The sequence below is a fragment of the Streptomyces sp. NPDC048441 genome (assembly GCF_043200235.1).
GTDB lineage: Bacteria > Actinomycetota > Actinomycetes > Streptomycetales > Streptomycetaceae > Streptomyces.
Window position 1 is genome coordinate 1 of sequence record NZ_JBICXM010000010.1, and the last position, 22,571, is coordinate 22,571.

The window sequence follows — 22,571 nt, forward strand, 5'->3', positions numbered from 1 at the left end:
ACGACACCACGATGAGCGGAACGGTCGGGAGGAATAATCCCGGCCGTTCACAGCGTCCTCGCTGATGTTTTCTTCAAAGGAACCTCGTCCCAGCCAATGAAGGCCGGAGACGGGGTATCAACATATCTGGCGTTGACTTTTAGCACGCTGTTGAGTTCTCAAGGAACGGACGCTTCCTTTGTACTCACCCTCTCGGGCTTTCCTCCGGGCGCTTCCCTTCGGTGTTTCTTTTGTACTGTGTTTCTGTGTTTCGTTCTTGCGTTTCCGACTCTATCAGACTCTTTCGTGTCCGATTTCCTCGGTGCCTTTCCGGTTCCTGCTCCGGCCTTTCGGCTTTCGCGTTTCCCTTTCCGGCGAGTCCGACTTTATCAGAAGTTTTCCGCCGGGCTGACCGGCTCAAAGTTCCGATTTATCGGGAGTGGCTTCTTGGTAAATGAAATTCAAGAAGCAGGCAGATATTAACTGCCGCCACTGGACTTGTCCAGCTCTAGGCAACTGTTTGAATCTACCTCCCCCGTCCTGCCGTGTCAACGGTTTTCTTGGGGCGTCGAGGAGACTAGCAGCTCAGCGGGGCCGTACGCACATCACGCTGCTGTCGGGACAGTGGCGCTGCGTTCCGTGGGGTCCAGGTCGCCTGTGGCGCCGGCGCGTGCCGCTCTGCCGCCCAGGACATAGACGTACACGAGGAATGCCAGCTCAGCGGCGATTCCGATGCCGATGCGGGCCCATGTCGGCAGGCCGGAGGGGGTGACGAAGCCTTCGATGGCTCCGGAGATGAACAGGACAAGGGCTAGGCCGACCGCCATACCGAGGGCCGCTCTGCCCTCCTCGGCGAGGGCTGTTCGGCGAGAGCGCGGGCCTGGGTCGATGACGGTCCAGCCGAGGCGCAGGCCCGTTCCGGCGGCTACGAAGACCGCGGTCAGTTCCAGGAGGCCGTGTGGCAGGACCAGGCCGAGGAAGGTGTCGAGGCGGTCGGCGGAGGACATCAGGCCGATGCCCACGCCTAGGTTCAGCATGTTCTGGAAGAGGATCCAGATGACCGGGAAGCAGAGGAAGGCGCCGAGGACCAGGCACATTGCCGCCGCCTGGGCGTTGTTCGTCCATACCTGGGCGGCGAACGATGCCGCTGGGTGGCTCGAGTAGTACGTCTCGTACTCGCCGCCGGGGCGGGTGAGGTCGCGCAGTTCGCTGGGGGCCGCGATGGAGGACTGGACCTCGGGGTGCGTGGCTATCCACCAGCCGATGATGGCCGCGAGGACCGTCGAGAGGAGAGCTGTGGGGACCCACCAGTGGCGGGAGCGGTAGACCGCTGCCGGGAAACCGTGGGTCAGGAAGTGCGTGACGTCCCGCCAGGAAGCGCGTCGGGTGCCTGTCACCGCACTACGCGCGCGTGCCACCAGGTGGGTGAGGCGGCCGGTGAGCTGTGGGTCGGGGGCGCTGGACTGGATCAGGGAGAGGTGGGTGGCGGTGCGTTGGTAGAGGGCGACGAGTTCGTCGGTCTCGGCTCCGTTGAGGCGGCGCTGGCGGCGCAGCAAGGCGTCGAGTCGGTCCCACTCGGCTCGGTGGGCGGACACGAAGACGTCGAGGTCCATCAGGTGGCTGCTCCTCGTACTGCGGCACGATGCTGCCTCAGCTTGGCAGACTGGCCGTTCCGAAGGCAGGGCAGGGAAGGGCGGCTGGCGTGAGTGAGCTTGTGACGGGCGAGGCGGTGGCACTCGAGCTGCGCCCCGCGAAGTTGCCGAGCCGGGCGCTCGCCATATTGATCGACCTGGTGGTGGCCTTCGCTGTCTATCTGGCGGTCACGGTGGGGGTCGTGGCCTCCACCTCATCGTTGGATGACGCCGCGGCCGCGGCGGTCGCCGTCGCCAGTTTCGTACTGATCCTGGTCGGTGGGCCGATCGCGGTGGAGACCCTCAGTCATGGGCGGTCGCTGGGGAAGCTGGCATGCGGGCTGCGGGTGGTGCGGGACGACGGGGGGCCGATCCGCTTTCGGCACGCGCTGGTGCGGGGTGCGGTGGGGGTCGTCGAGATCCTGCTGACGTTCGGGGTCGTCGCGTGCATCGCTTCGCTGGTGTCTGCGCGGGGGCGCCGTCTTGGGGATGTCTTCGCGGGGACGCTTGTCGTGCGGGAGCGGGTGCCCAGCGGGCAGACGGCTTTCGTTCCTCCGCCGCCGCCCTGGCTGGCGGGGCGGTTCTCCGGGCTCGATCTGTCCGGGGTGCCTGAGGGCCTTTGGCTGGCTATACGGCAATACCTGACGCGGATGGGGCAGTTGGATCCGCAGGTCGGCTGGGCGATGGCTGAGCGGCTTGCCGGGGATCTCGCGGAACGTACTGGGGTGCCGGCTCCGCAGGGTGTTCCACCGGCTGCGTATCTCGCCGCCGTCGTGCAGGAGCGGCAGGCGCGGGATGCTCGGCGGGCGTTCGGCGGGGCTGGGGCGCCGGCCGGGGGTGGAACTGGGGCTGGAACTGGGGCTGGGGCTGGGTATTCGGTGCCTGGTGCCGCCTATCCGGCTGCCGCGGCTGCTCCCTCGTACCCGGTGGTCCCGGTGTCCCCGGCCGCCCCGCAGGCGCCGCGCGATGCACCGCGGCCGGTGAGGCAGGAAGGTGCGGAGGCCCCGCCTCCCCGCAGCGGGTTCGTGCCGCCCGCGTAGGGCGGGGTCAGGGGAATGTCGAGGGCGGGGACTCGAGGTTCTCGAGCTCAATGCCGGGGGCGGAGAGGACTACGTCGCCAGTGATGTGGATGGCGTGCTGTTCGCCGGTGTCCAGGGCTGTGACCTGGTATTCGTCCACGGGCAAGGGGCCGTTGTCAGTGGCGTGTGCTTCTCTTTTCAGCAGGGCCCAGGACTGGTCAAGAGTGCGGGGGGCGAGGACCGGGTCCGTGAAGGCGACGAGGCGGACGCGGGTCGCGGGGGCAGCGGGGGTGAGGCGTAGGAGGCGTGAGAGCGCGATGAGGAAAGCGGGGGATGTGCCGGTGAAGGCGTGGGCGGGGGCGTTGTCTTCTGTGGCGTGAGTACCGGTGGGGTCGGTGCGGACCCAGGTGACTCCATCGATCGCCGCGGCGCGGATCTGCCAGTCCCTCGCGTGCAGTTCGAGTCGGATGGGGCGGCCCAGTTCGTCGAGGGCGAGGTCGACGGAGCCGGTGGGGTCGCCGGAGGGAGCGGTTCGCTGGGAGACGTAGCGCCAGCCGGAGGGGCCGGGGGCGCAGTGGAAGTGTTCTTCACCTAGGGGGGTGCGATCGTGCGGGTCGTGAAGCGAATAGTGGCCGCGGGGCATAGGGGCTCGGTCCTCGTCGGGGGCTGATGCTTGGCCTGGGCCAAGTCGGGGCAGCCCTGTTGGCTGTCGGCACCATGGTGGCAGTGGCAGGGGCAGTAGCGATGCCGGGGACGGCGGTGGAGGCAGCCCTGGTCCCGGGCTGGGCTGGGCTGAGGAGTTGGTCTGGCTCGCGGTGGGGTGAGCTGGACCAGGCGGGGCGGAACACGGCGGAACCTGCACTGCGCAGGTGGCGCGACCTGCACAGTGCGGGGGTACTTCCGGGCAGTGCGGGGGTACTTCCGGCCCGGTCCGTTCCGGCCTTGGCTCGGGCAGGCCAGGTCCGGGACAGGCATATCGCCTCTCGTGCGCCACCCGAGACTGCCATCGGGGCCCGCGGTCGCCGACGAGTCCGTTGGGTGGGCCGACGGGCGCAGGCCCCCGCCCGGTGGGCGAGGGCCTGCGGATGAGCGATTGCCGGGGCGGAGCCCCACGCGGCTCGGTCAGTAGCGGTAGTGGTCCGGCTTGTACGGGCCGTCCACCTCTACGCCGATGTACGAGGCCTGCTCGGGGCGGAGCGTCGTGAGCTTCACGCCGAGCGCGTCGAGGTGGAGGCGGGCGACCTTCTCGTCGAGGTGCTTGGGGAGCACGTAGACGTCGGTCGGGTACTCGTCCTGCTTGGTGAACAGCTCGATCTGGGCCAGGGTCTGGTCCGCGAAGGAGTTGGACATCACGAAGGACGGGTGGCCCGTCGCGTTGCCCAGGTTCAGCAGGCGGCCCTCGGAAAGGACGATGAGGACCTTGCCGTCGGGGAACGTCCAGGTGTGGACCTGCGGCTTGACCTCGTCCTTGACGATGCCGGGGACCTTCGCGAGGCCGGCCATGTCGAGCTCGTTGTCGAAGTGGCCGATGTTGCCGATGATCGCCTGGTGCTTCATCTTGGCCATGTCCGAGGCCATGATGATGTCCTTGTTGCCGGTCGTCGTGACGAAGATGTCGACCTTGTCGACGACCTCGTCAAGGGTCGCGACCTGGAACCCGTCCATCGCCGCCTGCAGCGCGCAGATCGGGTCGATCTCGGTGATGATCACGCGGGCGCCCTGGCCGCGCAGGGACTCGGCACAGCCCTTGCCGACATCTCCGTAACCGCAGACGAGAGCGGTCTTGCCGCCGATGAGGACGTCCGTGGCGCGGTTGATGCCGTCGATCAGGGAGTGGCGGCAGCCGTACTTGTTGTCGAACTTCGACTTCGTGACGGCGTCGTTCACGTTGATCGCCGGGAAGAGGAGGGTGCCGTCGCGGTGCATCTCGTACAGGCGGTGGACGCCCGTCGTGGTCTCCTCCGTCACGCCGCGGATCTCCGAGGCGAGCTGGGTCCACTTCTGCGAGCCATCGGTGATGGTGCGGTTGAGGAGCTGGAGGATGACGCGGTGCTCGTCGGACTCGGCGGTGTCCTCGGACGGGACCTTGCCGTCCTTCTCGTACTCAACGCCCTTGTGGACGAGGAGGGTGGCGTCGCCACCGTCGTCCAGGATCATGTTCGGGCCGCCGGTGGGGGTGTTCGGCCAGGTCAGCGCCTGCTCCGTGCACCACCAGTACTCCTCGAGGGTCTCGCCCTTCCAGGCGAAGACCGGGATGCCCTGCGGGTTGTCCGGGGTGCCGTTCGGGCCGACGGCGATGGCCGCTGCCGCGTGGTCCTGGGTCGAGAAGATGTTGCAGGACACCCAGCGGACCTCGGCGCCGAGGGCGACCAGGGTCTCGATGAGGACGGCGGTCTGCACGGTCATGTGCAGCGAACCCATGATGCGGGCGCCGGCCAGCGGCTTGGTGGCGGCGAACTCCTTGCGGATCGACATCAGGCCGGGCATCTCGTGCTCGGCGAGGGTGATCTCCTTGCGGCCGAACGCGGCCAGGGAGAGATCGGCGACCTTGAAGTCCTGGCCGGTGGTGAGAGTCGTCATTGGCGAGCTGCTCCTCGTGGGATTGATCGAGGGTGGGTGGGCATGGCTGGCTGACCTGCGACGACGGCACAGAGGTGCACCGGCGCGCAGCAGCGCAGTCCGTCGGAGGCCCTCTCTCCCTCGGCCGGTGCCCGTGCAGGCACCGCCCGACCGCCATCAGCAGCGACGTCTGGCTCGGTCACAAAGCTACACCGATTGGCCCAGCGAGCCCCAGCCCGCCTCTGCCTGCCCTTGCCCACCTCTTGCCCGTCCCTTGCTCGCCCCGGCCCGCCTCCAGGGGCGGCGGGCCGGGCGGGAGGCCCGGAACAGGACGGGCAGGGACCACGGACAGGGCCACAGACCTGCCCATTCGGGACCTTTGCGCTTTTGAACCTGCACTTATGTGTTGCAGGATGCCTTGAGATCGGGAACATTTGCGCGATCTTGTGTGACGAAGGTGTTAGGAGATCCACGTGACCCATCCGGCCGATCCCCCCATAGGCGGAGGCGACGGTGAGCAGCAGAAGAAGCTCAAGCTGCTCGCGGTGACCGCCTGTCCGACCGGTATCGCCCACACGTACATGGCCGCGGAGAAGCTCTCGCAGGCCGCGGAGCGCCTCGGCATCGACATGAAGGTGGAGACGCAGGGCTCCATCGGGGCCGAGAACGTCCTGACTGACAACGATGTCAGAGAAGCGGACGGCATCATTATCGCCGCCGACAAGGACGTCGACCGCGGCCGTTTCGCGGGCAAGCGCGTGCTGTCCGTCGGAGTGTCCGAGGGCATCAGCAACCCCGAGCGGCTGATCGAGCAGGTGCGGAGCGCGCCCGTGCACGGGGGCGGTGGCGGCGGTGCCGCTGATCCGATCTCGGGTGGCGGTGGCGGGCGTGAGCGCAGCGTCGCGTACAAGGCGCTGATGAACGGCGTCTCGTACATGATCCCGTTCGTCGTGGTCGGCGGCCTGCTGATCGCGATCTCGCTCTCGCTCGGCGGGCACACCGACCCCCAGGGCGGGCTCGTCATCCCCGACGGCTCGTTCTGGAAGCACGTCAACGACATCGGTGTCATCGGCTTCACGCTGATGGTGCCGATCCTCTCCGGCTATATCGCGTACGCGATCGGGGACCGGCCCGCGCTCGTGCCGGGCATGATCGGCGGCTGGATCGCCAACACCGGTGATCTGTACGACTCCAAGGCGGGCGCCGGCTTCATCGGGGCCATCGTGACCGGCTTCCTCGCCGGCTATCTGGTGCTGTGGATCAAGAAGGTCAAGGTCCCGAAGTTCGCCCAGCCGATCATGCCGATCATCGTGATCCCCATCGTCGCGACGACGGCACTCGGCCTCTTCTTCATCTACGTCATCGGCAAACCGATCTCGTGGGTCTTCGAGCATCTGACCGACTGGCTCAGCGGCATGACCGGGACCAGCGCGATCCTGCTCGGCGCGATCCTGGGTCTGATGATTGCCTTCGACATGGGCGGGCCCGTCAACAAGACGGCGTTCCTGTTCGGCGCGGGACTCATCGCGACCGGCAACCAGACCGTCATGGGCATGTGCGCCGCCGCGATCCCCGTCATGCCGCTCGGGCAGGGGCTCGCGACGCTCGTCCGCAAGCGCCTCTACAGCGAGCAGGAACGGGAAACCGGTCTTGCCGCCTTGTTCATGGGCTTCTTCGGGATCTCGGAGGGTGCGATTCCGTTCGCCGCCGCGAGGCCCGCTCAGGTCATCCCCGCGAACATGCTCGGTGGCGCGGTCGCCGGTGCGATCGCCGGCCAAGCAGGCGTCGAGGACGCGGTGCCGCACGGCGGGCCGATCGTGGCGGTCCTGGGTGCCGTCGGCGGCGTACCGATGTTCTTCATCGCGATCGCCATCGGCACCGTCGTCACCGCGCTTACCACCGTCACGCTGGTCGACCTCAGCGAGCGCAAGCGGCGCGGGCAGGCGATCGTCGATGTGCCGGGCGCTCCCGAGCCGGTGTTGGTGGGTGTGGGAGCAGGAGCCGTCGGCACGAGTGGTGCCGGGGCCCCGCAGAAGGCGCCCGCGCCTGCTGCGGCCTTCTCCTCCCCCACGGCCGAGGACGAAGTCCTCTCCGGCTATCTCACCGAGCAGACCGTGAAGGTCCAGCTGGACTCCGCCGACAAAGACTCCGCGATCCGCGAGATGGCGAACCTCCTCGCCTCCACCGGCAAGGTGAACGACGTCGAGGAACTCGTGCGGACCGCTCTGCGCCGCGAGGCCCAGGGCACCACCGGGCTCGGCGAGGAGATCGCCATCCCGCACGCGAAGACCGATGCGGTGACCTCTCCGGTCGTCGGGTTCGCGCGGTCGTCCGAAGGCATCGAGTGGGGTGCCATCGACGGTACGAAGGCGAAGCTCATCTTCATGATCTCCGTGCCGGAGGCGGCCGCCGGGGACGAGCACCTGCGGATCCTCGCGCTGCTCTCGCGCAAGCTGATGGACACCGGCTTCCGGGAGCGTCTTGAGGCGGCGCCCGACGAGGCGGCCATCCTTGAGGTGCTGCGCGAGGTGCGGTGAGCGGTCCGTTGGGGGCCGGTTACTAGGCTGCGGGCCGGCTGTGGCTGGTCGCGCAGTTCCCCCGCCCCTTACGTACGTCGATGGGCCCCGCACCTTCCCGGTGCGGGGCCCATCGACGTACGTACTGACCAAACGGTTACTTCGCCGGGTTCGTGCCCTCGGCCGCTGCCGTCTCGCTGTAGATGTCGGGCTCCAGGTAGATCACGCGGGCGATCGGGACCGCCGCGCGGATGCGCTCCTCGGCGGCGTTGATCGCGGAGGCGACCTCGGCGGCCGTGTCGTCGTGCTGCACGGCGACCTTGGCGGCGACGAGGAGCTCCTCGGGGCCGAGGTGGAGCGTGCGCATGTGGATGACGCGGGTGACCGTGTCGCCGTCGACGAGGGCCTTCTCGATCTTTTCGACCTCGTCCGTGCCCGCGGCCTCGCCCAGGAGCAGGGACTTGGTCTCCGCGGCGAGGACGATCGCGATCACGATGAGCAGGATGCCGATGCAGAGCGTGCCGATGCCGTCCCAGACGCCGTCGCCGGTGCCGAGCGCCAGGCCGACGCCGATCAGGGCAAGGACAAGACCGACGAGCGCGCCCAGGTCCTCCAGGAGCACGACCGGCAGCTCGGGGGCCTTCGCGCGGCGGACGAACTGCGTCCAGGTGAGGTTGCCGCGCGTGTGGTTCGACTCCTTGATGGCCGTACGGAAGGAGAAGCTCTCCGCGATGATCGCGAACACCAGGACGCCGACCGGCCAGTACCAGTACTCGATCTCGTGCGGGTGCTTGATCTTCTCGTAGCCCTCGTAGATCGCGAACATGCCGCCGACCGAGAAGAGCACGATGGAGACCAGGAAGGCGTAGATGTAGCGCTCGCGGCCGTAGCCGAAGGGGTGTTGGGGGGTCGCCTCGCGCTGCGCCTTCTTGCCGCCGAGGAGCAGCAGCCCCTGGTTGCCCGAGTCCGCGAGCGAGTGCACGCTCTCGGCGAGCATCGATGACGAGCCACTGAAGAGGAACGCGACGAACTTCGCCACCGCGATCGCGAGGTTCGCGGCGAGTGCCGCGACAATCGCCTTTGTTCCGCCTGACGCGCTCATGTGTGCCCGTTGTCCCTTCGCCTGCGTACGTTCATCGTCCACTGCCGCTTTTTGCCCGGCCTTTGCGGTGGGTCATTGTTGCAGCACGAGGCGCTGGTGGTGAGTCAGGCCATCACAGTGGCGCGGAAGACCGTGCCTTCTCCGGACACTTCGGCCTTTTCGTCCGCGGGGACGAACACGGACTGTCCGGGCGTGAGTTCCCCGGCGTCGCCGACGCGGACCGAGCCGGACACGCAGAGCAGGATCTGCGGCGTGGCAGTGGTGAGGGCGTGCGGTGCCGCGCCCTCGGGCAGGACGAAGCGGGAGAGGCGGAACTCGTCGATCGGGGTGTCGTAGACCTCTTCGCCGTCGGGTGACGCCTCTGGGCGCAGGATGCCGGGGTCGGTCGCCTCGAAGCGGACGATGCGCAGGAGTTCGGGTACGTCGACGTGCTTGGGGGTCAGGCCGCAGCGCAGCACGTTGTCCGAGTTGGCCATGATCTCGACGCCGAGGCCGTCGAGGTAGGCGTGCGGGACTCCGGCGCCGAGGAACAGGGCCTCGCCGGGCTGCAGTCGTACGTGGTTGAGGAGCATCGCGGCGATGACACCGGGGTCGCCGGGGTAGTGGTGCGCGATTCCCGCGTACGGGGCGTAGGCGCCGCCCAGGCGCTCGGCCGCGGCGGTCGTCTCGGTGACGGTCGCGGCCATACGCTCGGGGTCGGCGGTCAGGACGGCCGTCAGGACCTCGCGCAGGGCGGCCTCTTCGGGCTTGGCGTGCAGCAGATCGACGTACGGCTTCAAGGAGTCGACACCAAGACCGGCAAGGAGATCCGCGGCCTCGACCGGCGCACGGAAGCCGCAGAGGCCGTCGAACTCCGTGAGCGCGCAGATCAGTTCGGGCTTGTGGTTGGCGTCCTTGTAGTTGCGGTGCGGGGCGTCGATCGGGACGCCCCGGCTCTCCTCGTCCTCGTAACCCTCCCTCGCCTGCTCCAGGTCGGGGTGCACCTGGAGGGAGAGCGGTGCTCCCGCGGCGAGGATCTTGAGGAGGAAGGGCAGGCGCGGGCCGAACTTGGCGACCGTCGCCCTGCCTAGCTCGTGTCCCGGGTCCTCGTCGATCACCTCGTCGAGCGGGCCGCGCTCGGTGCGCGATGGCGCGCCGGGGTGGGCGCCCATCCACATCTCGGCCTGCGGCTCACCGGTCGGCTCGACGCCGATGAGCTCCGCGATGGCGGTGGTGGAACCCCAGGCGTAGGGGCGGATGGTGTTGGTGAGGCGGTCCACGGAGGGGGTCTCCCTTACGTATGTACGTGCGTACGCGCGAAGCGGGGTCTCAGGTCATGACCTGGCTGGGGTCATGATCCGTCCCTCGGGGCGAGCGCCAGGTAAACGGCGGCGAAATCCGTGACGGCGATCAGCTCCGCGAGGGTCTCCAGATCGTCGCCGTCCTCCGGCTCCAGCTCGCTGAGCGCGATGTCGTGGCCGTGGGCGAGCTCGCGGGCCGCGGGCGCGGCGCTGAGGCCTCCCGCGTCCACCGGGCGGTCGCGGAGCAGGACGACTCGGGCGCGCAGCGCCTGGGGCTCGTCCACGCGGTCGCGGAAGAAGTCGTCGCCGTCGGCGCTGGGTGCGAAGTGGCCGGCGAGCAGCGCGCCGTGCGCGGGCAGCGACTCGGGCAGCTCACCCGCGACCGCCGGGTGTCCGGCGAGCTCGGCGAGCGTGGCGGCGAAGCGTCGGCCCACGGGGCCCGCGAACTGGCCCTCGGTCCAGATCACCGGGAGAGCGTCGGCGAGCTCGGCGGCGAGTGTCTTGGCGGGGTTGCTGTACGTCGCGATGACGGGGCCGCAGCGTTCCGCGACGTGGTCGAGGCGGTCGGCGATCTTCTCCAGGGTCTCGGCCGGTGCGGTGATCAGGCCGGTGCGGTCCAGGAGGATGAGCAGGGGGGTGAGCAGGGCCCAGAGGGTGGCGGGGGCGGACGCGGCGGCCTCGTCGTCCACGCGGCGCGCCTCGTAGGCCTCGGAGGCTCTCTCGCCGTCGTGCGGGGCTTCGTACTCCCCGTACGGAGAGGTGGCCATCGCGACCGTGAGGCCGTGCGTGCCCTCGACGCCCTCGGCGAGCGGGGAGCGGGCGGGGGCGACCGCGACGACCGTGCAGCCGCGGCGGTACGCCTGCTCCGCGAGGAGTTCCAGGCCTGGTTCCGTGCCGTCCGGGGTGGCGATGAGCAGCAGGTCCACCGAGCCTGCCCAGCCCGGCAGCGCCCAGCGCAGGGCGCCTGCGGCGGGGGCTACGCCGGTGGGGGCGAGGCGGACCACGGGGCAGCTTGCCCCTGCGAGGGTGTCGAGCAGGTCGGCCACGCAGGTGGCGGCGGTGCCGGGGCCCGCGATCATGATGGCGCGGGGGCGGCCGTCCGGTTTGAGCTGCGTGAGCCCCGCCTCGGTGGCGTGCCGTACCGCGGTGCGTACGCGGGCGCCTGCCTCTGCGGCGCCGCGGAGGAGGCCGCGGCGGTCGGCCACGGCGAGAGCCTCGGGGGCGTCAAGCAGCGATTCGTCGAGCATGGGAGTCGGGCCTCCGATTCGCCGGGCCTTGTGGTCTTTGCGCCGGGCCTTACGCGGGGCGGCGGGCCTCGTCCACGAGGAGGACGGGGATGCCGTCCCTGACCGGGTAGGCGAGGCCGCAGTCCTTGCCGTCAGCGGTGCAGACCAGCTCCGCGTCCGCCTCCTTGAGGGGGGCGTGGCAGGCCGGGCAGGCGAGGATCTCCAGGAGGCCGGCTTCGAGCGGCATGGGGTGGGTCCCTTCGGGTGGTGTTGGGGTGTGCTGTGGGATGTGGCCTGGTCAGCGTACCGCTGGGCTCGGGGCCTTGGCTGTGTGTACGGGCAGGGCTTCGCCCCATGGCCCCCGGTGAGACCTACGGTCGTTGGTCATCTGCGGGCCGGTGGACGCGACCTGGGTGGGTAGGAGCGTCGGGACGGCTGCCCGTCGGCCCTGCGGGCGGGCCGGGAAGGTGGGAGTGCCTGCCCACCGTCCGGCCGTCGCCTCGGCTCAGGCCCTGATGATCGCCAGGGCCTCGTCGCGAGTCTTCTTCATCGTCGCTTCGTCCCTCGCCTCTACGTTCAGGCGCAGGAGGGGTTCCGTGTTGGAGGCTCGGACGTTGAACCACCAGTCCGTGGCCGTCACCGTGAGGCCGTCCAGTTCGTCGAGGGTGATGCCCTCCTGGTCTCCGTACGTCGCCTTGATGGCCGCCAGGCGGGCCTTCTGGTCGTCGACCGTGGAGTTGATCTCGCCGGAGCCCGCATAGCGGTCGTACTGGGCGACGAGGCCCGACAGCGGGCCGTCCTGGCCGCCGAGGGCCGCGAGGACGTGGAGCGCGGCCAACATGCCCGTGTCCGCGTTCCAGAAGTCGCGGAAGTAGTAGTGCGCCGAGTGCTCGCCGCCGAAGATGGCGCCCGTCTTGGCCATCTCCTCCTTGATGAAGGAGTGGCCCACACGGGTGCGGACGGGCATGCCGCCGTTCTCCCGCACGACCTCGGGGACCGACCACGAAGTGATGAGGTTGTGGATGATCGTGCCCTTGCCGCCGTTGCGCGCGAGCTCGCGCGAGGCGACCAGGGCGGTGACCGCCGACGGGGAGACCGGGTCGCCGTTCTGGTCGACGACGAAGCAGCGGTCCGCGTCGCCGTCGAAGGCGATGCCGAGGTCGGCGCCCTCGTCGCGCACCCGCTTCTGCAGGTCCACGATGTTCTTGGGGTCGAGGGGGTTGGCCTCGTGGTTGGGGAAGGTGCCGTCCAGCTCGAAGTACATCGGTACGACGGTGAGCGGCAGGCCTTCGAAGACCGTCGGGACGGTGTGCCCGCCCATGCCGTTGCCCGCGTCGACGACGACCTTGAGCGGGCGGATGGACGTCAGGTCCACCAGGCCGCGCAGATGTGCCGCGTAGTCCGTGAGGGTGTCGCGTTGGGAGAGCGTGCCCGGCGTCTCGGCGGCCGCCGGGGCGCCCGAGTCGGCCCAGTCCTCCACCAGGGCGCGGATATCGGCGAGGCCGGTGTCCTGGCCGACCGGGGCGGCGCCCGCGCGGCACATCTTGATGCCGTTGTACTGCGCGGGGTTGTGCGAGGCCGTGAACATCGCGCCCGGCAGGTTCAGGGCGCCCGACGCGTAGTAGAGCTGGTCCGTCGAGCAGAGGCCGATCTCCGTGACGTCGACGCCGAGCGCCGCGGCACCGCGCGCGAAGGCGCGCGAGAGGCCCGGCGACGACGGCCGCATGTCGTGCCCGGTCACGATCGCGTCCGCGCCCGTCACCTTCGCGAAGGCCGCCCCGAACAGCTCGGCCAGTGACTCGTCCCACTGGTCCGGGACGACCCCGCGCACGTCGTACGCCTTCACGATCTGGGACAGATCAGCAGTCACGGCCAACCCTCTCTGCAGGTTCTGCGAGTTCAGCGGTATCGGATGTCGGATAGCACTCGACGAGTACTCGTCGGTCACCCAAACTACCCGCAACAACTGACAACCAGCCGTGAGCCGCTCAGGCTCCCCTCACGGCAGCATCCAGCCGAGCACCACCGTGCTCTGTCCCAGCACGATCAGACACATCACCAGCAACAGGCCGATGCTCCACGGCAGCACCTTGCGCAGCAGGTCGCCTTCCTTGCCCGCGAGTCCGACCGCCGCGCACGCGATCGTCAGGTTCTGCGGGGAGATCATCTTGCCGAGTACGCCGCCCGAACTGTTGGCGGCGGCGAGCAGTTCGGGCGAGAGTCCCGACTGCTGGGCCGCCGTCACCTGGAGCGCGCCGAAGAGCGCGTTGGCCGAGGTGTCGGAGCCGGAGACCGCGACGCCGAACCAGCCGAGGATCGGCGAGAGGAAGGCGAGCCCCGCTCCCGCCGCCGCCACGTAGTTGCCGATCGTGGCCGCCTGCCCGGACAGGTTCATCACGTACGCGAGAGCGAGGACGGAGGTCACGGTGAGGATCGCGAACCGCAGTTCGTGCGCGGTCGCCGCCCATTCCCGTACCGCCACGCGCGCGTGCACCCCGATGATGGCCGCCGTGCCCACACCGGCGAGCAGTACGAGGGTCCCGCCCGTCGCCACCAGCGGCAGCGAGAAGAGATTGCCGCCGACCGGGTCCCCGTCCGGGTTGCCGACGTTCAGGAAGGGCCAGTCGAAGGTCTGTGTCGCCTTGGCCAGAAGGTCCTTCACGGGCGGGATCTGGGCGATCGAGAAGATGGCGACGATGAGGGCGTACGGGGCGTAGGCGCGCAGGATCTCGGGCCGCCGGTCGTCCTGGTCCAGGTCTTCGCTGCGTACGCCGGTGAGGACCGCGACGCGTACGGGCTCCTCGGCGGGCCTGCGCGCGCTCGGCACCGCCACCAGCGCGCCCGCGCCCGCCAACGCCGCCCCGATGTCGGCCAGCTGGGCGGAGACGTAGTTGGACGCGGCGAACTGCGCGGCGGCGAAGGCGAATCCGCACACCAGGGCGGGCACCCACGTCTCCCGGATGCCGCGCCGCCCGTCCACCAGGCCGACCAGGAGCAGCGGCACGACCAGGGCAAGCAGCGGTGTCTGGCGGCCGACGACCGTGGCGACGGTGTCCAGGGGCAGCCCGGTGACCTGCGCGAGCGTCACTACGGGGGTGCCCATGGCGCCGAAGGCGACGGGTGCGGTGTTGGCCACCAGGGCGACGACCGCGGCCTTCACGGGGTCGAAGCCGAGCGCGACCAGCATCACCGCGCAGATCGCGACGGGCGCCCCGAAGCCCGCGAGGGCCTCCAGGAGCGCCCCGAAACAGAAGGCCACGACGAGTGCCTGGATGCGGGGATCGTCGGAGAGCCGTCCGAAGGAGCGGCGCAGGATGTCGAAGTGCCGGGTGCGGACCGTCATCCGGTACACCCACAGGGCGTTGACGACGATCCACAGGATGGGGAAGAGCCCGAAGAGGGCACCTTGCGCGGCGCCAGAGGCTGTCTGGCCGAGCGGCATCCCGTATACGAGCCAGGCGACGAGGGTGGCGACGCCGAGGCCGATGAGGCCTGCCAGATGCGCCTTCATACGGACGGCACCGAGCAGGACCAGGACGGTGAGGAGGGGCAGGGTCGCGATGAGCGCGGACAGGCCGAGCGAATCGGCCACGGGTTCCAGCTGCTGCACGTACACGGGCGCTCCCCGGTTTCCGTGATGCGGAAAGTGATCTCTCACGAGTGGGGGAATGGTCGTGTCGACGACATGGGCACGTCAATGGGTTGCACAAGAGAAGTTGTTCAGCAGTAAACGACAGGGGTCCAGCGGCATATGGCCTACGGAGAGTGACGGTTCAGGAGTCCGGGTGCAACCGTCAGGAGTCCGGTGAACGCAGCACCCGCAGATGGCCGCGGCGTGCGACCTCCATCGGGTCCGCCGTGCGCCGGCCCGAACCGCCTGCCTCCGCCACGCGCTCCTGCGGGCGGGCCGCCTCGCGCACGGCGTTGGCGAGCGCTTCGAGATCGTCACCGCTGGGGCGGGCGGGACCGGAGGCGTCGGCGAGCCGGACGACCTCCCAGCCGCGGGGCGCGGTGAGGCGCTCGGAGTGCTCGGCGCACAGGTCGTAACAGTGGGGTTCGGCGTAGGTGGCGAGGGGGCCGAGGACCGCGGTCGAGTCGGCATAGACGTACGTCAGTGTCGCGACGGCAGGACGGCCGCAAGCGGTGCGCGAACAGCGACGTACAGGGCTCACGATGTTGGACGGTACCGCACTCTTGAGCGGGCCGCGACGACTCTCCGCGAGGTCACCCCACCGTGTCGTGCCGTGCTCCCCGGCCCGGCCCGCTCTCGCGGCGCCGCACTGACCTGCGGTGACGCAAAGGCCCAAGGTGGCGAGCGGTATTGAAACCGGTCACCACTTGGCGCAAATCCCGTCATTCGTCGCGAGATCGCCGGTCCTGGAGGGACCTGGAATCGAGCCCGAGGTTGGCCGGAACGGTCATCGGGCGACATGCCGTGCCCCGGACGGAAGCCGTGCGGAAAGGTCGATCTCGAGGACTACTCTTCGTCAGTGATGGACGACCCCGTACAGCCCCACACCGCAGAGCCGAGGCCCCGCCGCCGCGACCGCCATGGCAGGGGGATGCGCGGCCCCGTGGCGCCACCCCAGGTGCCGCTGTCCGCGAGCCGCGCCGAGGTCTTCACCGACCTGGTGCAGGACTCTGTGGAGCGGCTCGAGCGGCGGTGGCCGCAGCTCAGCGAGATCGAGTTCCTGGTGCTCGAGGTTCCGGCGCTCGGCCGGAGCGGGGCCGGAAGCAACGGCGACGACGACTGGAGCGAAGACGTCGTGCCCCTGGGGGGCACGATCGAGGCCGCCGACGGGCGGCCCGCCAGGGTCGTCATCTACCGGCGGCCCGTGGAGATCCGGACCAAGGGCCGGGAGGATCGCGCCGCGCTCGTCCACGAAGTGGTGGTCGAGCAGGTCGCCGAACTCCTTGGGCTCTCGCCCGAGTCCGTTGATCCCCGCTACGGGGAAGACTGAGGATCCCCCCGCTCTCAGACCCCGGCTACTTCTGCAGCACCCGCAAGTCCTGTTCCGCTTCCGGTACCGACACCGTCCCCTTGTCGTCCGGCAGGGTCTGGATCGTGAACATGGGGACGCCGTCCTCCGGGAGTGCCAACATGCGGGAGGCGTAGACCTCGCCGCCCGACACCGGTTCCACCGTGAGCGCGTAGGTGCCCTTGAGGCCGGCCGGGACGGGCGGTCTGACGTCCTGTGCCGTGCCGCCCTTGACCGTGTACGTCTTGGTCGTCGACGAGCCGCCTTCGGAGCCCGCCGATGCCGTGACCCTCACCTTTCCGGTCTTGCCGGGGGCGACCAGGGACAGCGTGGAGCCCTTCGCGCGGTTGTCGGCCACCGTCGCGCGCGAGCCGATCCCCTTGGTGCCCGGGATGAACGCCGTCTCCTGGTCGGCGCCCTCGCCCCGGGTGACGCGCAGGGCGGCCACCACCGGTGCCGCGTCGTCGGTCGGCGTCAGGACCAGGGAGCCCGCCTCGCCCTTGGTGACGTCACCGAGGTCGACAGCGGTCGTCATGCCGGACTTGACGTGCAGGTTCGCGTGTCCGGCGGGGCTGATCGAGCCGGTGGGAGAGGCCAGTTGGACCTTCAGGTCGGCGTCGGCGGTGCCCGGCGCGAAGGCGACGAGGCGCACCGAGGTCGCGTCCTTGGGGATGCCCGGCAGGATCACCCGGCTCGCCGGATCGGCGGACGAGGGCAGCCAGTCGCCGCCGAGCTTGTCGTCCGACGACTGCACGGCTGCCGCGACCCGGCCGCTGCGCGCGGTCACATGCATCGTGAGGTTCGTCTGCTCCTTGGGGGAGAGCGTGGAGAGGAGCACCGGCATGCTGGAGTGCGGCTGGACCTGGACCGCCTCCCCCACCTCGGTCTTGATGGCGCCGTCCGGGCCGTAGAGCTCGATGTCGACGACGGCCGCCGAGTCGTCCGGGTTGGTCAGGTGGACGTAGTCGCTGCGGTCCTTGGCGGTGCTCGCGCCCGGGAACCAGAAATCCGTGTCGGGCGCTGTGCAGTTGGCGCCCTGGACGCCTCGGCCGCTGCCCACGGCGTACTTGGTGGTCTGCTGGACGGTCCAGCCGGGGGCGAACTCGCCGTCGGCGGTGCCGAGGAGCGCTGGTGAATCTCCCCCTGACTCCTCACCGGTGACGGGCTTGCCCGGCGCCTTCTGGGTCAGGAAGGGCTTGGCGGCCTTCTTCTTGCCCTTGCCGCCGCCCTTCGGGGCGTCCGTCAACTCCCTCGTCGCGGGCAGCAGTTCCGCCTTGCCCGCACCCCCGGAGTCCTCACTCTTGGGGCTCTTCGGGCTCTCGGGCGTGAACGCCGTGTACGAGGTCTCGGCGAGGTCCGACGAACTGGGCACCGGGCAGAGCAGACTGGTGCGCTCGACGGGCAGCCTTGCTGCCGCCTTCGCGCCGTCGTCGCCGGTGCCGTCCGGGGCGTTGACCACGGCGAATCCGGTGACGGCGGCGAGCGCGGCCGCCGCGGCGATCAGGGACTGGGTGGTGCGGTTCACTGCTGGCTCCCGTCGGGGCGCTCACTGTCGGTGCCGTGCGGCGGCTGCGGGGGCTGGGGCGGCATCGGGGGCTGCTGCTGCCCGTACGTGGTGTCGTACGACTGGCCGTACTGCTCGCCGCCGCCCTGCGTCCCTCCGTAGGCGTACGGGTCGTACTGGCCGCCCTGGTAGGGGTCCTGGTACGCGGACTGGTCGTAGCCACCCGCCGGGTACTGCGCGTCCTGGTACTGCTGCTCGCCTTGGTACGTGCCGTAGTCGGCGCCCGGCTGAGCGGGGGCGTCCCACTCGCCGTACGACTGCGACTGCGCCTGGGCGGGCGAGTGCTGCTGGGGCACCGCCGCGAAAGCACCCTCCTCCTCCGGAGGAGGAGGCGTACCGGCGTCGTCCGGTGCCGCGGCTTCCTGCTCGGCCTGAGCGGCCCGCAGCCTGCGCGCCCTGCGTCCCTCGCCCTGGACCGGCTGGGCCGGGATGACGGGCTCGTCGGGAAGGTCGTCGTCCACGTGACGTCGGCGTCCGGGCAGGGCGAGGACCACCAGGACGACGGCGAGCGCGCCCTGCACCCACAGCCATCCCGTGTGGCTCGCAGGCGCTTCGTAGACGACGTCGAGGCGGCCACCGGACGCGGGCAGTTCGAAGCCCTGTGCCCAGCCGTCCAGCGTGGTCCTGGTCAGCGGGCGGCCGTCCAGGGTCGCCGTCCAGCCCTCGTCGGCCGCGTCGGCGAGCCGCAAGGTGCGGCCCTCCTCGCCTGCCGGGATGTTCGTGTGCAGTTCGACGGGGCCCGCGGCGACCGTCAGGGGGTCGCCGGACTCGGGCACGATCGCGGCGCGCGCGACCTGCCGGTCCACGCGCCACAGGGCGCTGCCGTCCTCCTGGCTGAGCCGGGTGAGGCCGGGCGTCGAGTCCAAGACGCGGCTCAGCTGGCGGGGCGCCCCGTCGCGTACGAGGACGTAGCGGACGGCGAAGCCGCCGAGCTGATCGGCCTGGTCGGCGCCGGAACCCGCGAGGAGCCGGGCGACGATCTTGTCGAGGCGCTGGTTCGAGCCGCCCGCGTCGGCGAGCTCGGCGTCACCGAGCCTGGCGCCGGAGCCGCGGACGAGCGTGTACGCGACCTGGGCGGTGTTCTCGCTGTCCAGGACGAGCGTGCGGGCCTGGTCCTGCGTGCCGCTCTCCTCGGCGACGAACGCGGGCACCTGCACCGGGTCGCGGCGCTCCAGGGGCCCGTCGGCGCCGCGGATCATCCACCCGGCGGCGACGAGCAGCGGCCCCGCTGCGGCGGCGAACGCGATCAGGACGGCGACCGGCTGACGCCAGCCGAAGCTCTGCTCGGCGACACGCGTGCGTGCTCCGTCGGCGCCGAGCGTGGCGGCGGCGAGCAGCGCGATTCCGTAGCCGAGGGTCGCGGGGCCTGCCCAGGCCGAGCTGTTCGAGAGTGCCGCGAAGACCAGCGAGACCAGGGCGACGACCCAGGCGGTGCGGACAGCGAGCTGCCGCTCGGTGCGCAGCAGCGCGGCAAGGGCGGCGAGCACGATGCCGATGAGCAGCAGCCCGTCCACGGTCCCGGGGCCGCCGGGGCTGCCACCGAGGAGGTCGAGCCCGGTCGCCGAGCCGGTGCCGAACTCGAGCCCCGCCTCTTTGAAGAAGCCGAAGGGCAGCAGCGAGAGCGACCACGGCGCGAGGATCAGGAGCGGGGTGCCGAGCCCGGCGAGGAAGCGAAGGCCGTACGCCGTGATGTCGCCCCTGCGCACCACCAGGAGTGCGAGGCCGAGCACCAGGGCGATGGGCCACATGATCGGCGTGAAGGCGGTGGTGAGCGTCAGGAGCAGTGCGAACGCCCACGAGGCGCGCCAGCTGCCGCGATTGCCCTCCGACAGGGTCAGACCGCTCGCCGCGATGGCCGCGCGCGCCATGAGCGGCAGGAGGATCGCGAGGACGGCGGTGCCGATGCGCCCGCCCGCGAGCGCGCCCGTGGCGGCCGGCAGGAAGGCGTACGCGACCGAGGCCCAGGCACGCAGCAGGCGCGACTCGACCAGCGGCCGTGAGGCGAAGTAGGCGGCGAATCCGGCCAGTGGCACCGAGCCGACGAGGAGCACCGTGACAGCGAGCCCGGTGGACCCGAACAGCAAGCTGCTGAGCCCGGCGACGAGCGCGATGTAGGGCGGCGCCGACTGTGTGCCGCCGGTCCCCACGGGGTGCCAGGCGTCCAGATAGCGCGCCCAGAGGCCGGCGGAGTCGGCGGGCGCGGGTAGCAGCGCGCCGCCCGCGAGCGCACCGCTGCCGAGGAGCTGGCGGCAGGCGATGAGCGAGACGAAGAGCAGCACTACGAAGAGCATCGGTCCCGGCTTGCGCGCCAGGCGCTTCAGCCGTGCGAACTGCTCGACCTGAAGGAAGTCGGCGTCGTCTCCGCCTGGGCCCGTTTCGACGGTGCCGTGCCGGCCTGCGCCGGTGACGGCCTCGGGGTCGGATCGGCCGACCACGCTGCCCGCGATCTGTTCGGCGGTGGCGCGCACGGTGGCGCCGGGCGGCGGGAAGAGCGGCCGCACCTCGGCCGGTTCGAGCGCGGGCTTGCCGCGCTTCTTACGGGCGCTGACGATCCGTCCGGGCCGCAGCAGCGTCCCCAGGAGCCCGGCGACCTCGTCGAGCGCCTGCCCGGGGGCCTTGCCGACCAGATACGCGACGGTGCGCACCAGCGTGCCGATGACGAGCCGGACGAGCACCCAGGGCAGCACGGCCGTGCGGGCGTTGACGAGCAGGGTGTAGGCGGCGCCCGCCTTGTCCACGCGGTGCGGCGACGTCGACGTACGGCCGACGCAGTCGACGGTGCGGCGCTCGCGCGAGGAGGCCTCGGCGTGCCGCACGACGGCTTCGGGGGCGATGAGGACGCGATGCCCGGCGTTCTGGGCGCGCCAGCACAGGTCGACGTCGTCCCGCATCAGCGGAAGGCGTCGGTCGAAACCGCCCAGCTGGTCGAAGACGTCACGCCGGATCAACATGCCCGCGGTGGACACCGAGAGGACCGGCCGTACGTGGTCGTGCTGGCCCTGGTCCTGTTCGCGCCGGTCGATGCCGGTCCAGCGGCGGCCGCTGTTGGCGATGGAGACGCCGACTTCAAGGAGCTGGCGGCGGTCGTACCAGCCGCGCAGCTTGGGGCCGACGATCGCGACGTCCTGGCCGGCCTCGCGTTCGCTCTCCACGACGCGGAGCAGCTCGGCGAGGGCGTCCGGTTCGGGCGCGCAGTCGTCGTGCAGCAGCCACAGCCACTGCTCGGGCTCTCCGTGCGGCAGGTCCGGGAGGTCGTAGGCGTCGTCGCGCCAGGACCGGCTGACCGGGTCCCAGCCGCTGGGTCGCTTCAGATACGGCAGCTCTTCCGGGGTCAGCACACCGGCGGTGCGGTTCGCCTCGTCGACGGCGGTGCCGAAGCCGGAGCGGCGGGCCAGGTGCAGGACGCGGTCGGGGCCGAGTGCCTCGGTGACCAGGCGGGCGGAGTCGTCCGCGCTGCCGGTGTCCGCGGCCACGGCGTTCTGCACCGGGCGCTCCTGGCCGAGCAGGCCGGCGAGGGCGTCGGGCAGCCAGCGGGCGCCGTCGTGGGAGACGATCACGGCGGTGACGACGTGCCGCGGGAACTCAGGGGCGGCAGCGGCGTCGTGGTGACTGGCTGCCGAATGGCTGTGCACGGACATCGAGGTACGGGCCCCGGTTCGATGGACTGCGGTGGACGCCTGCGCTTCATGGGGGCGCCGGGGCGTCTCGGACGGGGCCCCACACTAACGGCTGGCACCACAACAGCCCGCCGCCTGTGGATAACCCACGGGCGACGGGCTGTTCCTTACGTAAGGGTGTGTGCCGTTTGTTCGGGCGGAACCTGCGCGTGTTCACGCGGAACAGGCTCGCGTTCACCCGGAAACGACCCAGGAACCGGCTTGCGTTCACGCGCGACCGGCACGCGTTCAGACGGCGGCCTTCTTCAAGCGACGGCGTTCGCGCTCCGACAGGCCGCCCCAGATACCGAACCGCTCGTCGTTCGCCAGTGCGTACTCAAGGCATTCCGAACGGACCTCACAGGCGAGGCAGACCTTCTTGGCCTCACGCGTGGAGCCGCCCTTCTCGGGGAAGAAGGACTCGGGATCGGTCTGCGCGCACAGTGCGCGCTCCTGCCAGCCGAGTTCCTCGTCCGCGTCCTCGACCAGCAGTTCCTGAACCAGCTCGGTCATGTGCGCCCCTCGTCTGTCTGTGCGTCCCCGTCATGCTTGCCGCTACCGATTTCGGCTGAACGACACGAGTGAAATTACAAGTGCGCCGATCCGGGCCAGTCAAGCCGAGATCTGCTATTGGGTCCCTTATTCACCCTGCGGAACCAAGGTAATGCGGAAAGTGTTCAAATCGGCATAAACCCTGGCACGTGCCAGTGGCCCATCCCGAGGTGCCCCGCGACCACCCCCTCACCTGGGAAGGACGTCACGGAGATCCATCCCGTTGCGGCCGGTCCGCCGAAGCGAAAGGGATCACATTCGGGTCACGGGATCACGACGGGGTTTACGCGCCGGTTGAAGCGCGATGTGTCCCGTGAGCCGACTGCACAAACCTTTCAGCTCAGAGAACAACCGGATGAGGTGAAACATATCCCACATTGCGGACATAGAGTTGACAGGGAAAGTGTGAGGCGCTGTCCTAGTGGGCATGCTCGCAAAATTGGCACTCTCGACGACCCGCACCCGCGGGCTCCTCGGTGCTGCCCACGCGCGCTGTCGCTGTTCCTGC

Annotated in this window: 16 protein-coding genes; 3 read left to right on the forward strand and 13 right to left on the reverse strand. The window is 70.1% G+C overall.

The features are described from left to right. Positions 1–584: 584 nt before the first annotated feature. Positions 585–1,592 carry a stage II sporulation protein M gene (locus tag ACGFSB_RS24110; protein ID WP_393402820.1) on the reverse strand — a complete coding sequence of 336 codons (1,008 nt, stop codon included), beginning with the start codon at positions 1,590–1,592 and terminating at the stop codon, positions 585–587. 89 nt (positions 1,593–1,681) lie between these two features. On the opposite strand from ACGFSB_RS24110, the gene ACGFSB_RS24115 reads away from it, so the two are divergent. Continuing rightward, a complete protein-coding gene (locus ACGFSB_RS24115) occupies positions 1,682–2,650 on the forward strand; it encodes an RDD family protein (protein WP_393402823.1) in 969 nt (322 codons plus the stop codon). A gap of 7 nt (positions 2,651–2,657) precedes the next feature. Here the strand turns inward: ACGFSB_RS24115 and ACGFSB_RS24120 are convergent, their stop codons facing one another. Together ACGFSB_RS24120 and ahcY are read right to left on the reverse strand one after the other, a co-directional pair. Further along, positions 2,658–3,272 carry a hypothetical protein gene (locus tag ACGFSB_RS24120; RefSeq protein ID WP_393402825.1) on the reverse strand — a complete coding sequence of 205 codons (615 nt, stop codon included), beginning with the start codon at positions 3,270–3,272 and terminating at the stop codon, positions 2,658–2,660. A 479-nt stretch (positions 3,273–3,751) separates the two neighbouring features. Next, positions 3,752–5,209 (reverse strand): adenosylhomocysteinase, encoded by a 1,458-nt coding sequence (gene ahcY, locus ACGFSB_RS24125; RefSeq protein WP_393402827.1) that lies wholly within the window; start codon positions 5,207–5,209, stop codon positions 3,752–3,754. 452 nt (positions 5,210–5,661) lie between these two features. Here ahcY and ACGFSB_RS24130 point away from each other — a divergent pair, with 452 nt between their 5' ends. Continuing rightward, positions 5,662–7,725, forward strand: coding sequence for a fructose-specific PTS transporter subunit EIIC (locus tag ACGFSB_RS24130; RefSeq protein WP_393402830.1), 2,064 nt, complete (start codon positions 5,662–5,664; stop codon positions 7,723–7,725). A gap of 136 nt (positions 7,726–7,861) precedes the next feature. On the opposite strand, the gene ACGFSB_RS24135 is transcribed toward ACGFSB_RS24130, so the two are convergent. The 7 genes from ACGFSB_RS24135 to ACGFSB_RS24165 all read right to left on the reverse strand — a co-directional run bounded on the left by ACGFSB_RS24135 (position 7,862) and on the right by ACGFSB_RS24165 (position 15,484). Beyond that, positions 7,862–8,806, reverse strand: coding sequence for a cation diffusion facilitator family transporter (locus tag ACGFSB_RS24135; protein ID WP_393402833.1), 945 nt, complete (start codon positions 8,804–8,806; stop codon positions 7,862–7,864). A gap of 104 nt (positions 8,807–8,910) precedes the next feature. Then, the gene (manA, locus tag ACGFSB_RS24140) at positions 8,911–10,065 is read right to left on the reverse strand and encodes a mannose-6-phosphate isomerase, class I (protein WP_393402836.1); all 1,155 of its coding nucleotides are present in this window, start codon (positions 10,063–10,065) and stop codon (positions 8,911–8,913) included. Between the two features lie 71 nt (positions 10,066–10,136). After that, positions 10,137–11,333 carry an SIS domain-containing protein gene (locus ACGFSB_RS24145; RefSeq protein ID WP_393402839.1) on the reverse strand — a complete coding sequence of 399 codons (1,197 nt, stop codon included), beginning with the start codon at positions 11,331–11,333 and terminating at the stop codon, positions 10,137–10,139. 49 nt (positions 11,334–11,382) lie between these two features. After that, positions 11,383–11,559, reverse strand: coding sequence for a Trm112 family protein (locus ACGFSB_RS24150; protein ID WP_393402841.1), 177 nt, complete (start codon positions 11,557–11,559; stop codon positions 11,383–11,385). Positions 11,560–11,817: 258 nt separating this feature from the next. Then, positions 11,818–13,182 carry a phosphomannomutase/phosphoglucomutase gene (locus ACGFSB_RS24155; RefSeq protein WP_393402844.1) on the reverse strand — a complete coding sequence of 455 codons (1,365 nt, stop codon included), beginning with the start codon at positions 13,180–13,182 and terminating at the stop codon, positions 11,818–11,820. A 129-nt stretch (positions 13,183–13,311) separates the two neighbouring features. Next, the gene (locus tag ACGFSB_RS24160) at positions 13,312–14,928 is read right to left on the reverse strand and encodes an L-lactate permease (protein WP_393402846.1); all 1,617 of its coding nucleotides are present in this window, start codon (positions 14,926–14,928) and stop codon (positions 13,312–13,314) included. 178 nt (positions 14,929–15,106) lie between these two features. Then, complete coding sequence (locus ACGFSB_RS24165; protein ID WP_393402849.1) at positions 15,107–15,484, reverse strand: DUF3499 domain-containing protein; 378 nt, start codon at positions 15,482–15,484, stop codon at positions 15,107–15,109. Between the two features lie 321 nt (positions 15,485–15,805). On the opposite strand from ACGFSB_RS24165, the gene ACGFSB_RS24170 reads away from it, so the two are divergent. Continuing rightward, the gene (locus tag ACGFSB_RS24170; RefSeq protein WP_393402851.1) at positions 15,806–16,273 is read left to right on the forward strand and encodes a metallopeptidase family protein; all 468 of its coding nucleotides are present in this window, start codon (positions 15,806–15,808) and stop codon (positions 16,271–16,273) included. Positions 16,274–16,298: 25 nt separating this feature from the next. Here the strand turns inward: ACGFSB_RS24170 and ACGFSB_RS24175 are convergent, their stop codons facing one another. The 3 genes from ACGFSB_RS24175 to ACGFSB_RS24185 form a co-directional block, all read right to left on the reverse strand. Further along, a complete protein-coding gene (locus tag ACGFSB_RS24175; RefSeq protein WP_393402853.1) occupies positions 16,299–17,816 on the reverse strand; it encodes a DUF5719 family protein in 1,518 nt (505 codons plus the stop codon). Beyond that, entirely contained in the window at positions 17,813–21,493 is a 3,681-nt protein-coding gene (locus tag ACGFSB_RS24180; protein ID WP_393402856.1) for a glycosyltransferase family 2 protein, read from the reverse strand. The genes ACGFSB_RS24175 and ACGFSB_RS24180 overlap by 4 nt, the downstream gene beginning before the upstream one ends. Before the next feature lie 267 nt (positions 21,494–21,760). Then, complete coding sequence (locus ACGFSB_RS24185) at positions 21,761–22,024, reverse strand: WhiB family transcriptional regulator (protein WP_016642094.1); 264 nt, start codon at positions 22,022–22,024, stop codon at positions 21,761–21,763. Between the last annotated feature and the right edge of the window lie 547 nt (positions 22,025–22,571).

What these genes read in the sequence shown, in the direction of transcription:
- ACGFSB_RS24110 (WP_393402820.1), bottom strand. Translation starts at nt 1,592, where the DNA reads ATGGACCTCGACGTCTTCGTGTCCGCCCACCGAGCCGAGTGGGACCGA.
- ACGFSB_RS24120 (WP_393402825.1), bottom strand. Translation starts at nt 3,272, where the DNA reads ATGCCCCGCGGCCACTATTCGCTTCACGACCCGCACGATCGCACCCCC.
- ahcY (WP_393402827.1), bottom strand. Translation starts at nt 5,209, where the DNA reads ATGACGACTCTCACCACCGGCCAGGACTTCAAGGTCGCCGATCTCTCC.
- ACGFSB_RS24135 (WP_393402833.1), bottom strand. Translation starts at nt 8,806, where the DNA reads ATGAGCGCGTCAGGCGGAACAAAGGCGATTGTCGCGGCACTCGCCGCG.
- ACGFSB_RS24145 (WP_393402839.1), bottom strand. Translation starts at nt 11,333, where the DNA reads ATGCTCGACGAATCGCTGCTTGACGCCCCCGAGGCTCTCGCCGTGGCC.
- ACGFSB_RS24150 (WP_393402841.1), bottom strand. Translation starts at nt 11,559, where the DNA reads ATGCCGCTCGAAGCCGGCCTCCTGGAGATCCTCGCCTGCCCGGCCTGC.
- ACGFSB_RS24170 (WP_393402851.1), top strand. Translation starts at nt 15,806, where the DNA reads ATGGACGACCCCGTACAGCCCCACACCGCAGAGCCGAGGCCCCGCCGC.
- ACGFSB_RS24180 (WP_393402856.1), bottom strand. Translation starts at nt 21,493, where the DNA reads ATGTCCGTGCACAGCCATTCGGCAGCCAGTCACCACGACGCCGCTGCC.
- ACGFSB_RS24185 (WP_016642094.1), bottom strand. Translation starts at nt 22,024, where the DNA reads ATGACCGAGCTGGTTCAGGAACTGCTGGTCGAGGACGCGGACGAGGAA.